The sequence below is a fragment of the Serratia sp. BW106 genome (genome assembly GCF_002607755.1).
GTDB lineage: Bacteria > Pseudomonadota > Gammaproteobacteria > Enterobacterales > Enterobacteriaceae > Serratia > Serratia proteamaculans.
On sequence record NZ_MCGS01000015.1, the window covers coordinates 1 to 12853 of the forward strand.

14 protein-coding genes are annotated in these 12853 nt (G+C 56.7%); 5 read left to right on the top strand and 9 right to left on the bottom strand.

Going from position 1 to position 12853, the window contains the following annotated elements:
- Window positions 1-120 precede the first annotated feature (120 nt).
- Complete coding sequence (locus tag BEI65_RS12190; RefSeq protein WP_099063615.1) at window positions 121-816, top strand: CTP synthase; 696 nt, start codon at window positions 121-123, stop codon at window positions 814-816.
- A 59-nt stretch (window positions 817-875) separates the two neighbouring features.
- Here the strand turns inward: BEI65_RS12190 and BEI65_RS12195 are convergent, their stop codons facing one another.
- Both BEI65_RS12195 and BEI65_RS12200 read right to left on the bottom strand, forming a co-directional pair.
- Window positions 876-1565: an LrgB family protein gene (locus BEI65_RS12195; RefSeq protein WP_099063568.1), complete on the bottom strand. Its 690-nt coding sequence runs from the start codon at window positions 1563-1565 to the stop codon at window positions 876-878.
- Window positions 1558-1980: a CidA/LrgA family protein gene (locus tag BEI65_RS12200; protein ID WP_099063569.1), complete on the bottom strand. Its 423-nt coding sequence runs from the start codon at window positions 1978-1980 to the stop codon at window positions 1558-1560. Before BEI65_RS12200 ends, BEI65_RS12195 begins: the two co-directional genes overlap by 8 nt.
- A 138-nt stretch (window positions 1981-2118) precedes the next feature.
- Here BEI65_RS12200 and BEI65_RS12205 point away from each other — a divergent pair, with 138 nt between their 5' ends.
- Entirely contained in the window at window positions 2119-3006 is an 888-nt protein-coding gene (locus BEI65_RS12205) for a LysR family transcriptional regulator (protein ID WP_099063570.1), read from the top strand.
- Between the two features lie 29 nt (window positions 3007-3035).
- On the opposite strand, the gene BEI65_RS12210 is transcribed toward BEI65_RS12205, so the two are convergent.
- The 5 genes from BEI65_RS12210 to BEI65_RS12230 form a co-directional block, all read right to left on the bottom strand.
- Window positions 3036-4685: a Na+/H+ antiporter gene (locus BEI65_RS12210; RefSeq protein ID WP_099063571.1), complete on the bottom strand. Its 1650-nt coding sequence runs from the start codon at window positions 4683-4685 to the stop codon at window positions 3036-3038.
- 196 nt (window positions 4686-4881) lie between these two features.
- The gene (locus BEI65_RS12215) at window positions 4882-6243 is read right to left on the bottom strand and encodes an NCS2 family permease (protein WP_099063572.1); all 1362 of its coding nucleotides are present in this window, start codon (window positions 6241-6243) and stop codon (window positions 4882-4884) included.
- Between the two features lie 336 nt (window positions 6244-6579).
- The gene (locus tag BEI65_RS12220; RefSeq protein WP_099063573.1) at window positions 6580-6987 is read right to left on the bottom strand and encodes a VOC family protein; all 408 of its coding nucleotides are present in this window, start codon (window positions 6985-6987) and stop codon (window positions 6580-6582) included.
- A gap of 47 nt (window positions 6988-7034) precedes the next feature.
- Window positions 7035-7703, bottom strand: coding sequence for a glutathione S-transferase family protein (locus tag BEI65_RS12225; protein WP_099063574.1), 669 nt, complete (start codon window positions 7701-7703; stop codon window positions 7035-7037).
- Window positions 7700-8143: a lipocalin-like domain-containing protein gene (locus BEI65_RS12230; protein ID WP_099063575.1), complete on the bottom strand. Its 444-nt coding sequence runs from the start codon at window positions 8141-8143 to the stop codon at window positions 7700-7702. Before BEI65_RS12230 ends, BEI65_RS12225 begins: the two co-directional genes overlap by 4 nt.
- Before the next feature lie 211 nt (window positions 8144-8354).
- Here BEI65_RS12230 and BEI65_RS12235 point away from each other — a divergent pair, with 211 nt between their 5' ends.
- A complete protein-coding gene (locus tag BEI65_RS12235) occupies window positions 8355-8615 on the top strand; it encodes a YdgH/BhsA/McbA-like domain containing protein (RefSeq protein ID WP_099063576.1) in 261 nt (86 codons plus the stop codon).
- 56 nt (window positions 8616-8671) lie between these two features.
- On the opposite strand, the gene BEI65_RS12240 is transcribed toward BEI65_RS12235, so the two are convergent.
- The gene (locus tag BEI65_RS12240) at window positions 8672-9589 is read right to left on the bottom strand and encodes a LysR family transcriptional regulator (protein ID WP_099063577.1); all 918 of its coding nucleotides are present in this window, start codon (window positions 9587-9589) and stop codon (window positions 8672-8674) included.
- A 129-nt stretch (window positions 9590-9718) separates the two neighbouring features.
- Between BEI65_RS12240 and BEI65_RS12245 the strand changes: the two genes are divergently transcribed.
- Both BEI65_RS12245 and BEI65_RS12250 read left to right on the top strand, forming a co-directional pair.
- Window positions 9719-10468 (top strand): 3-oxoacyl-ACP reductase family protein, encoded by a 750-nt coding sequence (locus BEI65_RS12245; protein WP_099063578.1) that lies wholly within the window; start codon window positions 9719-9721, stop codon window positions 10466-10468.
- Between the two features lie 83 nt (window positions 10469-10551).
- Window positions 10552-12102, top strand: coding sequence for a lytic transglycosylase F (locus BEI65_RS12250; RefSeq protein WP_099063579.1), 1551 nt, complete (start codon window positions 10552-10554; stop codon window positions 12100-12102).
- Between the two features lie 79 nt (window positions 12103-12181).
- Here BEI65_RS12250 and ssb1 read toward each other — a convergent pair whose 3' ends face one another.
- Window positions 12182-12727: a single-stranded DNA-binding protein SSB1 gene (gene ssb1, locus BEI65_RS12255; protein ID WP_099063580.1), complete on the bottom strand. Its 546-nt coding sequence runs from the start codon at window positions 12725-12727 to the stop codon at window positions 12182-12184.
- Window positions 12728-12853: the final 126 nt, after the last annotated feature.

Below are 12853 nucleotides of genomic sequence, written 5' to 3' on the forward strand. Positions count from 1 at the left end.
TTAACTGATCGGCATTGCGGCCAACGCCGGGCTTTTTTGTGCGCCGCGTTTAAAAAAACTGCGGATTGGCGTTCGGCTTTACTGTAATCTCCTTTTTTACCCGCACAGGAAAAGGAAATGATGAAAGCTCAAGTTCGCATTGCTCTGGTCGGTGACTACAAACCCGAGGCCGTTTCTCACCAGGCCATCCCTATTGCTCTCCAGCTTACCGCCACACACCTTAACGTCGATATCCAATCTCACTGGCTGCCCACAGCAACCATTACCGCCCCCTCGGTACTGCAAGGCTATGATGCGATCTGGGTGGTACCCGGCAGCCCGTATAATCATGACGACGGTGTCTTTATGGCGATCCGCCATGCCCGTGAGCAGAACGTCCCCTTCCTCGGCTCCTGCGGTGGCTTCCAGTATGCGATTGTGGAATACGCCCGTAACGTCATGGGCTGGCACGATGCCGGACATGCGGAAACCGATAGCGGTGGCCGGTTGGTGATTGCTCCGCTAAGCTGTTCGCTGGTCGAAAAAAGCGGTGCCATTCTTTTCCAGCCGAATACGCTGGCCGCCCGTGTCTACGGCAAGCTGGAAACGCACGAAGGCTACCACTGTAACTTCGGCGTTAACCCGGAGTTTGTCGCCGATCTACAGCAACATCCGCTGATTATCAGCGGCCATGACAGCGAAGGTGACGTGCGGTCAGTCGAATTGCCGGGGCACCATTTTTACGCTGCCACGCTGTTCCAGTCCGAACGTGCGGCATTACGTAACGAGCTTTCCCCGTTGGTGGTGGAACTGATCAAGACCGCTGCAACGGCCTGACAAAGCGGATAATGAGGGCCATGTCGATATGGCCCTCCATCGGCAATACAACCGCAGGCTTACCACATCAGTTGCCCTATCAGCGGCGCGGCAATCACCGTGATAATCCCTGCCAACATCATCACCAGGCTGGAGACAACCCCTTCTTCCTGGCCCATCTCATAAGCTTTTGCGGTACCGGCACCGTGCGACGATGCCCCGAGCCCGGCACCTTTCGCCAGACTGCTGCGCACCGCCAACCGCAGGAACAACATGTCCCCCACCGCCATGCCGAACACCCCGGTGATCACCACGAACAGCGCCACCAGATCTGCCTGCCCACCCATCTGTTTGGCGGCTTCCAGTGCAAACGGCGTGGTGATGGATCGCACCGCCAGACTGCGTTGCACCTCTTCCGGCAGCGTCAGCAGGCGTGCCAGCCACACTGAGCTGTAAACCGCCACCAGCACCGCCGTCAACACCCCGGCGCTAAGCGACAGCCAATGGCGGCGAATGATATGCAGATTCTCGTACACCGGCACCGCGAAGGCGATAGTCGCCGGCCCCAACAGCCACAGCAACCAGTGCGTTTCACCAATGTAATCCTGATACGAAATATGGGTGACCACCAGCAACAGCACCAGGATCATCGGGGTCAGCACCAGTGGCATCAGCAGTAAGGTACGGCGGCGGCGGTAGAGTTTTTTATTGGCGAAGTACAGCGCCAGCGTCACCAGAAAGCAGACGATGCCAAGGGTAAAATCATTCATCGCGCTGTTTTCGCCGCTGCAGCCAGACTTCCAGTCGATACACTCGATCGACCACCAAACCCGTCGCGCCCAACGTCAGCGTGGTACTGACGGCAATCACCAGGAAAATCTTCCAGCCTTCTACCATCAGCAACTGGGCATAGTTAACCACCGCCACCACCGCCGGGACGAAGAACAGCAGCATCTCGGCCAGCAGCCAGCGTGAACCGGCCCTGACCCAGTTCAACGGCAGAATACGCAGCAAGATCAGCGCCAACAGCATTAACATGCCGATAATATTGGCGGGCAGCGGCAGATGAAACTGTTGCACCAGCCGATCGGCAATCAAAAATAACACCGCGTATAAGACAACCTGGATCGGCACCTGCAATCGGGCCAGCAGAGAGGGAGCAGCATGGCGTAACGCCAGTAACATGAAAGATGACCTTAAACAAAAATTCACGGTTTACAGTATACGCAGCCAGGAAACCTCCCATGAAATGAATTAAAATTATCAACATCATGCCATCAGGGAATAATTTCCCGAGGGTATTGTCCCTGAGGAGAACCCAACGTGGATGTCCGCACTTTGCGCTACTTTGTCGAAGTAGTGCGGCAACAAAGCTTTACCCGCGCGGCCGAAAAATTGTTCGTCACCCAGCCGACCATCAGCAAGATGCTGCGTCATCTGGAAGAAGAACTGGAGTGCACGCTGCTGATCCGCGAAGGGCGCAAGCTGCACCTGACCGACAGTGGCCAGGCGGTGTACCAGCGCGGTCTGGCGATTATCGATGAGTTCCGCCAGCTGGAGGCAGAGCTGGAAGACATCAGTTCGGTAAAAAAAGGCGTGCTGCGGCTGGGTATCCCGCCGATGGTTGGCCGGCAGATTGCCGATTTGATCCGTCAGTTCCGCCAGACCTATCCCGGCATCGAGCTGAAAATCTCAGAGCTGGGCGGGCTGTCGGTTGAGCAGGCGGTGATGTCCGGTGAACTGGATCTGGCGATGACCATTCTGCCGGTCGATTCCGATCAGCCGTTGACCTTCCTGCCATTACTCGCTCACCCGATGTGCGTGGTCACACCGCGCACATCCCACTGGCTGAACCGCACCAGCATCAATATCAATGAATTGGCCAACTGGCCGATCCTGCTTTATAACGAAGACTTTGCGCTCTACAAGATGCTGATGAAAGCCTTCCGTCAGGCCGGTTTTGAGCCACAGATAGCAGTGCGCAGCGGGCAATGGGATTTTCTGGCGTCGATGGTGCAGGCAGGGGTCGGTATCGCCACCCTGCCGGAACCGGTCTGCCAGTGGCTGGATAAGGAAAACCTGCTCTGGCTGCCGCTGGAGCCACGTATGGAATGGAAAGTCGGGTTGATCTGGCGCCAGGGCAGTTACCTGTCGCACAGCGCCCAGGCCTGGATAGCCTGCTGTCGCGACTACTGGCCGCCGGTGAAATGAACGGGGCCGCATCTGCGGCCCCGTGGATATTAGCCTTCGCGCTCTATCAACAGCGCTTCCAGCAGGTCGAGATCGTGCAACAGCTTTTGCAGCGTCTCGTTACTGATTTTCTGCGTGGCGCGCAGGTGATACAACTCACCACGTTCAGCACGCAGCGCCGTCAGGCGGAAGCGCCGCTCGAGGTTTTCCAGCATCAGCGCATTCTCGATATCGTCTTTGGTGGTGATACGCCGCCGTAGCGCCCCCACCACCCGCGAACTGATCTCTTTCAGCACCTGCGGATCGATATTCTCCTCGGTATCGACAGCCAGGCGTTCTTCCATTTTGTTGATACTTTCGATCGCCACCTCAGCCGCCATGGCAATCGCCATCCGCTCTTCACTCTTGCTGACGCTCTTGTCTGCCACCTGCACGCCGCGCAACAACAGCGGCAGCGCCATGACACCGGCAATCAGCGAAAGCAGGATCACCCCGGCGGCGATAAACACCAACTGATAGCGCGCCGGGAAGGCGCTACCGTCACTCAGCAGCAGCGGAATAGACAGCACACCGGCCAGCGTAATCGCCCCACGTACCCCGGCGAACGACGCCACCCACAGTTCACGCGTGGTGAAATCACCAAACTGCAACGGCCGTTTTTTCATAAAGCGGCGGCTGGCGTTTTTCATCAGCCACAGCCAGGTGAAACGTAATATCAATAACGCGCCGTAGATAATGGCGACATCGGCAAACAGGTACCAGGTCTGAATGGTCGGATCCAGTTCCGCCTGCAGGATGGAAGTTTCCAGGATCCCCGGCAATTGCAGACCCAACATGATGAATACCATGCCGTTGAATACAAATTCCAGCATCGCCCAGACGCTGTTCGCACGCAGACGCATCGCCAGTGGTGCGTTGCGGATCACGCCGGACTGGCTGATGGTCATCCCCGCAGCGACCGCGGCCAGGATACCGGAGACGCCAATGTGTTCGGCAATCAGGTAAGAGGCAAACGGCAATAACAGCAGGAACACGATTTGTGTCGCCGGGTCGTCACCACTCCAGCGGCTCATTACGCGCAACGACTTACTGTAGAGCCAGGTGACCGCCACGCCAGCCAGCAGGCCACCGATCGCCACCTTAAGAAACTCGAGGGTCGCGCCACCCACGGTAAACACCATGGTGCCCATCGCCACCGCAATGGCAAATTTGAGTGAAACCAGGCCGGACGCGTCGTTCATCAGCGCCTCGCCCTCCAGCACGCCCATGATCGGCTTCGGAATGCGCCCTTTACCGACGATACCGGACAGCGCCACGGCATCGGTGGGCGACAGTACCGCCGCCAGCGCAAACGCCGCGACCAACGGGATCCCCGGCACCATGGCGTAAATCAGGTAACCCACGCCGACCACGGTAATCAGCACCAGCACCAGCGCCAGGCCAAGGATTTCACGGCCGTGGTGCAGGAATTCGCGGGTTGGGGTTTTCCAGCCATCGGCAAACAGCAACGGCGGGATAAACAGCACCAGGAACAGTTCGGGATCAAAATCGACGTGCAGCCCGAAATGTGGCCAGGCCAGCAGCGCCCCGATACCGATTTGCATTAACGGCAGCGGTACCTGGAACGGCAACATACGCGTCACCACCCCAGACAGGGAGACCACCAAAATTAAAATGAGGATTGTAAAAAAGATTTCCATGCTTTCCTTAGACTCTAGGGTTCAAACCACAACAGCACATAGCCGGAGTATGCCCCCGATAGTAGATCACTTTTTTTACAGCGGTTAAAGCTTGTTGTGCCATTCAAAATGCAGTATCGGCAGAAGGAGACTTATCTGAAGCAGAAATGGGGATAAAACATCCCCCGCCGAAGCGACGGGGGAAACGACAAGCCGATTAGATTGCCCAACCGCCGGCATAGAACGCCACCAGGGCTACGGCGATCAGCACGGTGCCGATATTCAACCGACGCCATTCACCGGAGAAGATACGGCCAATCACCAGTGAGCTAAAGCCCAGCATGATGCCGGTGACGATATTACAGGTCAGTACGATAAACACCGCGCACAGCAGGCCGGACATCGCATCAACAAAGTCGTTGAAGTCCAGCTTGGTGACGTTGCTCAGCATCAGCAGGCCCACATACATCAGCGCCGGTGCGGTCGCGTAAATCGGCACCAGATAAGATAACGGTGACAGGAACAGGATCATCAGGAACAACAGACCGACCACGGTCGCAGTCAGGCCGGTTTTACCGCCTGCGGCAGTCCCTGCGGCAGATTCGATATACACCGCCGCCGGGGCTGCGCCCACCAGGCCGGAGAAAATGCTGCTCAGGGAGTCCGAAGTCAGCGCTTTGCCGCCGTTGATGATCTGCCCGTCTTTATCCAGCAGGTTGGCCTGACCGGCCACCGCACGGATGGTGCCGGTGGCGTCAAATACTGCCGTCATCACCAGCGCCAGCACGCTCGGCAATACTACCGGCTGCAATGCCCCCATGATATCCAGGCTGAAGATCAGCGAATGGCCGTTGGCATCCGCCAGGCTTGGCATGGCAAACAGACCCTGATATTTCACCGCTGGGTCAAACACCAGGCCAATTACCGAAATGGCGATAATCACCAACAGGATACCGCCCGGCACGCGCAGTTTCTCCAGACCAAAAATCACCGCCAGCCCGAGCAGCGTCATCACCACCGGGAATGAGGTGAAGGCACCCAGCGCCACCGGCAGGCCATCCAGTGGGTTCTTCACCACCAGGCCCACGCCGTTTGCGGCGATCAACAACAGGAACAGGCCGATACCAATGCCGGTACCGTGCGCCACGCCCATCGGCAGATTACGCAGGATCCAGGCGCGGATACCGGTTATCGAGATAATGGTAAACAGCACGCCCATCAGGAATACCGCGCCCAACGCCACCGGAATGCTGATGTGTTGGCCCAGCACCAGGCTAAAGGCGGTGAAAGCCGTCAGTGAAATCGCACAGCCGATGGCCATCGGCAAATTCGCCCATAATCCCATCAGCAGCGAGCCCAAACCGGCGACCAGACAGGTGGCAACAAACACCGCCGTTGGCGGGAAGCCGGCCTTGCCCAGCATGCTCGGCACCACAATCACCGAGTAAACCATCGCCAGGAAGGTGGTTAACCCTGCCACCACTTCCTGACGCACGCTGCTGCCACGCGCAGAAATATTAAAATAGCCATCAAGCCCGCCTTTTGGTTTAACGGCGTTATTCGCTTGAGAATTCGACATGTTGCTGTCCCCTGTGTTTCATTGCCAGCCCGTTTCAAAGGCTTGTTATTCCGCTCACGCCTGTTTTGTAGGGTATCGTTTGCTTTCCGGTACTTTACTCACGTCGCCAACTGGCGGCGCTCACAAAGGCAAACGATTAACTCTCAATGCGTGATGCGGGTGATTTGCGGTGGTTTATTCAAGGCAAACGATTATCCAGCCTTATATACCCTCTGATCAACCAAAGATCGCGGCAATTCATGCAGAAAAGTATTGGGATCCATCATTATCGAAAAGACGGTATTTGTCACATAGGTAAATCTGATGGGAAAGCCCCCCGAACGGAGGGCAAAAGGGTTACTGAGCCTGTGCAGCTTTTTCATCCATGTACATCAGTTCCCAGATATGACCGTCCAAATCCTGGAAACCGTGGCCGTACATAAAGCCGTAATCTTGTGGCTGGTTATAGGTGTTGCCCCCGGCGGCGATCGCCTTGCGCACCAGAGCGTCCACCGCGGCCCGATCGGGCTGCGACAGGCACAGCAAAACCTCGGTCGCCTTCCTGGCGTCGCTAATCGGATTCGGGGTGAACATTTTGAATTTGTCGTGGGTCAGCAGCATCACATAGATACTGTCGCTGACCACCATGCAGGCGGCGGTGTCATCGGTAAACTGTGGGTTGAAGCTAAAGCCCAACTGGGTGAAAAACGCCACCGATGCGGGCAGATCGCCCACCGGCAGGTTAACAAAAATTTGCGTAGCCATGGGCTACCTCCGATGAAGGTTGACCTCATCGAGTATAGCCCATTCCCTCAGCTCAGCAGGTCATAAGGCCCACCCTGCTCAAGCGCCCGCTGGTAGGCCGGGCGTGTATGAATGCGCTGCAGATAACCGCGCAGCTTAGGGCAACCGTCCAATGCACCGCGTGCCGCCATTGCTTCCAGTGGGAAACTCATCTGGATATCCGCCGCGCTGAACTCGTTGCCGACAAACCAGGTACTTTTGTTCAGGTGCTGTTCCAGATAGTCGCAATGCGGCGCAATCTGCTTATCCAGATACTCCCGCTGTACCCCTTTGCCAATGGCCCCCGCCACCGGCCGCAACAACCAGGGGATCGGCGGTTGCCCCAGCCGGCTAAAGACCAGTTTCATCACCAGCAGCGGCATTAGCGAACCTTCGGCATAATGCAGCCAATATCGGAACTGCTGACGGGCGTGGTAGTCCGTCGGCATAAACTGCCCCTGTGCATCATAGGCTTCCTGCAGGTATTCAATAATGGCGCCGGACTCCGCCAGCGTCAGATCGCCATCGACGATTACCGGCGACTTGCCCAGCGGATGGATCTTCCTCAACTCCGGGGGCGCCAGCATGGTTTGCGGATCGCGCTGGTAGCGCTGCACCTGATAGGGCACCTCCAACTCTTCCAAAAACCACAGGATGCGTTGCGAACGTGAGTTATTCAGATGGTGAACAGTGATCATAAGGTGGCTCCTATCCGTTGCCACACCAGTTCGCCGATCTGCACGCCGTTGCCAAGCTGCAGCGGTACAGTGCGAAGCTGGAGGCGATCGCCGGTGAAATGATAAAAGCGCACCTGTCGGCTACCGATCCAATTGGGGAACGAGCTGCCTTCAACCTGGTGCACTATCCGCTGGTCGCTCTCATCCACCTGATAGCGACCAAAATAACAAATCATATTGATAAAAGCGGCGCGGGTTTCCTGCCCGGTGCCCTGCGCCAGATCGTCGGCGGCAAAGCGTGGCCGGGTGGCGCTGTAGAGCTGCGCCGCCATGGTGCCATTGGGCTCGTAGTTAATGCGACCCAACACCTGCTCGCCCAGCGGGTGATTGACCTTGCCGTCTTCCCCTTTGAACACGGAAGATACCAATGACCAGCTACCGATAAACGCGTTGACTGACATGCCATTTGCTCCTTTAAGGATATTACTGCCCTAAAGGGTAGTGGCGAATTTTGCCGCACGCCAGCGGGAATAACTGCGCTCAAAAATAAGTCAATTTATTTGATTGAGATTATCAAAACTCTCCGATTTTCTATTCAATCGCTTCAGCCTATTATCTATCACATCGAGAGGGAACAACCTCTCACCTAAAAAATACCCTGAGGATTGAATCATGAAAAACATCAAAATTTTTGCTACTGCTCTGCTGCTGACTACCGCCTCTTTCGCCAGCGTTGCTGCCGATCAGCCGACTAACCAACCTGCGGCTAATGCCCAGAAAATCGGTGTGGTGTCCGTTAGCGGCGCTTCTAACCTGAGCGCACTGGAAACTGAACTGGCCAACAAAGCCGCAGCATCAGGCGCCAACTCTTACCGTATCATCTCCGCCGGTGGCCAGAACAAACTGTACGGCACCGCAGAAATCTTCAACTGATCGTCAGACAGTCAACTGACGGAAGAATGAAGCCCCGAAAGGGGCTTTTCTCGTTTCTAACGCGCGTCAAAGCGTGTCGCCAGCTTTTGCAGACGGAATTGTTCGGTGATGTAATCGACAAATACCCGGGTTTTGGTCGGCAGGAATTTGGTGGTGGGGAAGTACAGGCGCACGCTACCGCGATCGACATACCAGCCAGGCAAGACTCGCACCAGGCGACCACTCTCCAGATAAGGCAAGGCGTTCGGCATGCTGATCAGCGCAATGCCCAGCCCCATTTCGGCAGCCCGTGCCGCCGCTTCCGGCTCATTGACCGTCATTTTTATCGTCATGGTCGGCGCGCGCTGCTCGTTATCCGCATTGCGCAGCGGCAGATTACGGATGCGCCCGGTTTGCGGTGAGCGAATAAAAATACCCGCATGACTCGCCAACTGTTCCGGCTGCTGAAGCGGCGGATGTTGTTGCAGATACGCCGTCGAAGCCACCAGCACGCCGTGTGCCGGTGCCAGTTCGCGGGCGATCATCCCCTGCGCCAGCTCGATGCCGCCGCCGATTGCCGCGTCAAAATGCTCGCCAATCAGATCGACCTGACGATTATCAAAATGCCAGTCTGGAACAATCGCCGGATAATGGGCCAGGAAGTCCGGCAGCATCGGCAAGACAAAATGCAGGCCGAAAGCGGTGCCCATGCTGACCTTCAGTGTGCCCGCCGCGACCCCACCGCTACTGCTCAGGCCTTTCAAGGCGCACTGGATCGACAGCAATCCCCCGCTGACTTCCTGCAAAAAACGTTCACCCTCTTCGGTCAGGGTCAATTTGCGCGTATTGCGCTGGAATAGCCGCACCCCCACCAACGACTCCAGTTTGGTGACGTTCTTCCCCACCGCCGCAGAACTGATCCCCAGCTTGCGACCGGCGGCAGAAAAACTGCCGCTCTCTGCGCTACTGACAAAGCACTCCAGATGCCCGAGCATGATTTATCCCGTCGATTTCAAACCATTGGTTTAAGCTGATTATAGCTCTTTGTGGCTAGTTCCCAATCCGCGTTTCTCCGATACTGGACCGGTAGCTTTATTAACCTAATCCCACTCTGGAGAAACATCATGTCCGCAACTCTCTCTCTGCAAGGCAAAGTCGCATTCATTCAGGGCGGTTCACGCGGTATCGGTGCCGCCATCGCCAAACGCCTGGCGCGCGAAGGTGCCGCCGTGGCATTTACCTATGTCGCCTCTGCCGATAAAGCCGGCGCACTGGTCAGCGAAATCACCGCGGCCGGCGGCAAAGCTTTGGCCATCAAGGCCGACAGTGCCGATGCCGCGGCTCTGCAGCAGGCGGTACGCCAGGCAGTAAACAGTCTGGGCAACCTGGATATTTTGGTGAACAACGCCGGGGTGCTGGCCATGGGCAGCACCGAAGAACTGCCGCTGGAAGATCTGGACCGTACGCTGGCGGTTAACGTACGCAGCGTGTTCGTCGCCAGCCAGGAAGCGGCGCGCCATATGAATGACGGTGGCCGCATCATCAATATTGGCAGCACCAACGCCGAACGTATGCCATTTGCCGGTGGCGCGGTGTATGCAATGAGCAAATCTGCGCTGGTCGGTCTGACCAAGGGTATGGCTCGCGATCTCGGCCCGCGCGGCATTACCGTCAATAACGTGCAGCCCGGCCCGGTAGATACCGATATGAACCCGGCCAACAGCGATTTTGCCGAGCAGTTGAAAGCGATGATGGCGATCAGCCGTTACGGCAAGGATGAAGAGATTGCCAGCTTCGTCGCCTACCTGGTTGGCCCCGAGGCAGGTTATATCACCGGCGCCAGCCTGAGCATTGACGGCGGCTTCTCAGCGTAATATTCCCAGATAATTAAAAAGCCCCTCTCGGGGCTTTTTTAGTTTGACTACAATGAAAAGACGCACCATTCGGAGTGTCTTCCATGAATGCCTTCTCTTCTCAACGATTGCTAGTCGCCTGCCTGGCGTGTATCACGGCCCTGCTGTTCGTCAGTTCGGTGCATGCTGCGCCGGTGGAGGAAAAGCCGCCGGCGCAGGAGGAGCGAGAGGCACTGGAAGTCAAAATGGACGACATCATGCAGCCCTGGAAAGGAGATTTGCCCGGCATGCTCGATCGACGGGTGATCCGGGTGTTGACCACCTACAGCAAAACCTTTTTCTTCACCGTCAAGGGCACTCAGCGTGGCCTCACCCATGACATATTTATCGAGTTCGATCGCAACCTCAATCTCAAGTTGGCGAAGGATAAAAAGCTCAAACAACGCCATCTGAAGGTACGCATCATCTTTGTGCCGGTAGCGCGCGATCAGCTACTCACGGCACTCAACGAAGGCAGAGGTGACATCGTTGCTGCCAACCTCACGGTCACTCCCGCACGTCAGGAACGGGTGGCCTTCACCACGCCTCTTTACCCGAAAGTTCAGGAACTGCTGCTCTCTGGCCCCGCGTCGCCGAAGGTAGAAAACCTGGAGCAACTCTCCGGCAAGACGGTGTTTGTGCGTTTTTCATCGAGCTATCACGAAAGCCTGCTGGCCCTTAACGCGCGCTTTGCCAAAGAGTCACTTCCGCTCATGACCCTGGAGGCGGCTCCTGAATCGCTCGAAGATGAAGACCTGATCGAGATGCTGAACGCCGGTCTGATCCCGCTGATCGTGGTCGATCGCCACAAGGCTCTGTTCTGGAAACAGGTTTTCCCCAAAATTCAGGTGCACGAAAATGTGGTGCTGCGTGACGATGCCAACATCGCCTGGGCCGTTCGCAAGGAGAGTCCACAGTTGCTCGCCCTGCTTGATGACTTCGTCAAGGACAACCGCCAGGGCAGCAAATTGGGCAACACCCTCCTGCTGCGCTACCTGAAGAGCGCCAAATATGTCAAAAATGCGGCGGCAGAGAGAGAACGCAGCAAAATGCTGGCGCTGGTAGACGTGTTCAGAAAATACGGCGACCAATATGATGTCGACTGGCTGCTGATGGTGGCTCAGGGTTATCAGGAATCGCGCCTCAACCAGTCGGTCCGTAGCCGGGTCGGTGCCATCGGGGTGATGCAAGTGATGCCGAGCACCGGTAAGGAACTGAAAGTCGGTGACATCCGCAAGCTGGACCCCAATATCAATGCCGGGGTGAAATACATGCGCTGGATGATTGATCGCTACTACGCTGACGAACCTATGACCCCCCTCGACAAAGTGCTGTTCTCGTTTGCCTCCTACAACGCCGGACCGGCCCGTATCGCCCGTTTGCGAACCGAAAGCGAGAAGCGCGGTTTTAACCCCAATGTCTGGTTTGGCAACGTGGAATACCTGGCAGCCGAGCGGATCGGGGCCGAGACAGTGACCTATGTCAGTAACATCTATAAGTACTACATCGCTTATCGCCTCATCATGGACGAGCAGGGCCGCAAACAGCTGGCGATGGATAAAACCAGGAGTGCGCCGGCACCAGAAAAGGCCAAAGGCGCCCCCGTCGAGCCGTGACTCTGGCGTGAAAGCGCTATCCCTTAAATACAAAAAAGCCCCTTTCGGGGCTTTTTCATCGGCTTCAGACAACCTGATATCAGAAAGGAATATCGTCGTCGAAGTCCATTGGTGGTTCGTTGCTGCTGGCTGCCGGCGCATTGTTCTGCGCTGGGCGAGCCTGCTGGCCACCGCTGAACTGGTTGCCACCCTGTGGCTGCTGAGGTTGACCCCAACCGCCCTGGCCGCCCTGAGCACCGGAAGCCTGGCCGCCGCCTGCAGGTGCGCCGCCGCCTTGACGGCCGCCCAGCATCTGCATGGTGCCGCCAACGTTCACAACGATCTCAGTGGTGTATTTTTCTACGCCAGCCTGATCGGTCCATTTACGGGTCTGCAGAGCGCCCTCGATATACACCTGGGAACCTTTACGCAGATATTCGCCCGCCACTTCAGCCAGCTTGCCGAACAGCACCACGCGGTGCCACTCGGTCTTTTCTTTCTGCTCGCCAGTCGCCTTGTCACGCCAGCTTTCGGAGGTTGCCAGGGTAATGTTGGCCACTGCGCCGCCATTCGGCATGTAACGGACTTCTGGGTCTTGGCCCAGATTCCCGACCAGAATTACTTTGTTTACGCCTCTGCTGGCCATGAGAACTCTCCTGATGATTGATTTTTACACAGTATAAACGAGTAAGTTTAACACGCTCAGCCCGAAACGACACCCGTGTTGATAACTGCGTATTGTATTCCAGAATTGTCCTTTCTATCGACCTGG

Coding starts and splice junctions, on each gene's coding strand:
- BEI65_RS12190 (WP_099063615.1), top strand. CDS start 121: ATGAAAGCTCAAGTTCGCATTGCTCTGGTCGGTGACTACAAACCCGAG.
- BEI65_RS12195 (WP_099063568.1), bottom strand. CDS start 1,565: ATGAATGATTTTACCCTTGGCATCGTCTGCTTTCTGGTGACGCTGGCG.
- BEI65_RS12200 (WP_099063569.1), bottom strand. CDS start 1,980: ATGTTACTGGCGTTACGCCATGCTGCTCCCTCTCTGCTGGCCCGATTG.
- BEI65_RS12210 (WP_099063571.1), bottom strand. CDS start 4,685: ATGGAAATCTTTTTTACAATCCTCATTTTAATTTTGGTGGTCTCCCTG.
- BEI65_RS12215 (WP_099063572.1), bottom strand. CDS start 6,243: ATGTCGAATTCTCAAGCGAATAACGCCGTTAAACCAAAAGGCGGGCTT.
- BEI65_RS12220 (WP_099063573.1), bottom strand. CDS start 6,987: ATGGCTACGCAAATTTTTGTTAACCTGCCGGTGGGCGATCTGCCCGCA.
- BEI65_RS12225 (WP_099063574.1), bottom strand. CDS start 7,703: ATGATCACTGTTCACCATCTGAATAACTCACGTTCGCAACGCATCCTG.
- BEI65_RS12230 (WP_099063575.1), bottom strand. CDS start 8,143: ATGTCAGTCAACGCGTTTATCGGTAGCTGGTCATTGGTATCTTCCGTG.
- BEI65_RS12235 (WP_099063576.1), top strand. CDS start 8,355: ATGAAAAACATCAAAATTTTTGCTACTGCTCTGCTGCTGACTACCGCC.
- BEI65_RS12240 (WP_099063577.1), bottom strand. CDS start 9,589: ATGCTCGGGCATCTGGAGTGCTTTGTCAGTAGCGCAGAGAGCGGCAGT.
- BEI65_RS12245 (WP_099063578.1), top strand. CDS start 9,719: ATGTCCGCAACTCTCTCTCTGCAAGGCAAAGTCGCATTCATTCAGGGC.
- BEI65_RS12250 (WP_099063579.1), top strand. CDS start 10,552: ATGAATGCCTTCTCTTCTCAACGATTGCTAGTCGCCTGCCTGGCGTGT.
- ssb1 (WP_099063580.1), bottom strand. CDS start 12,727: ATGGCCAGCAGAGGCGTAAACAAAGTAATTCTGGTCGGGAATCTGGGC.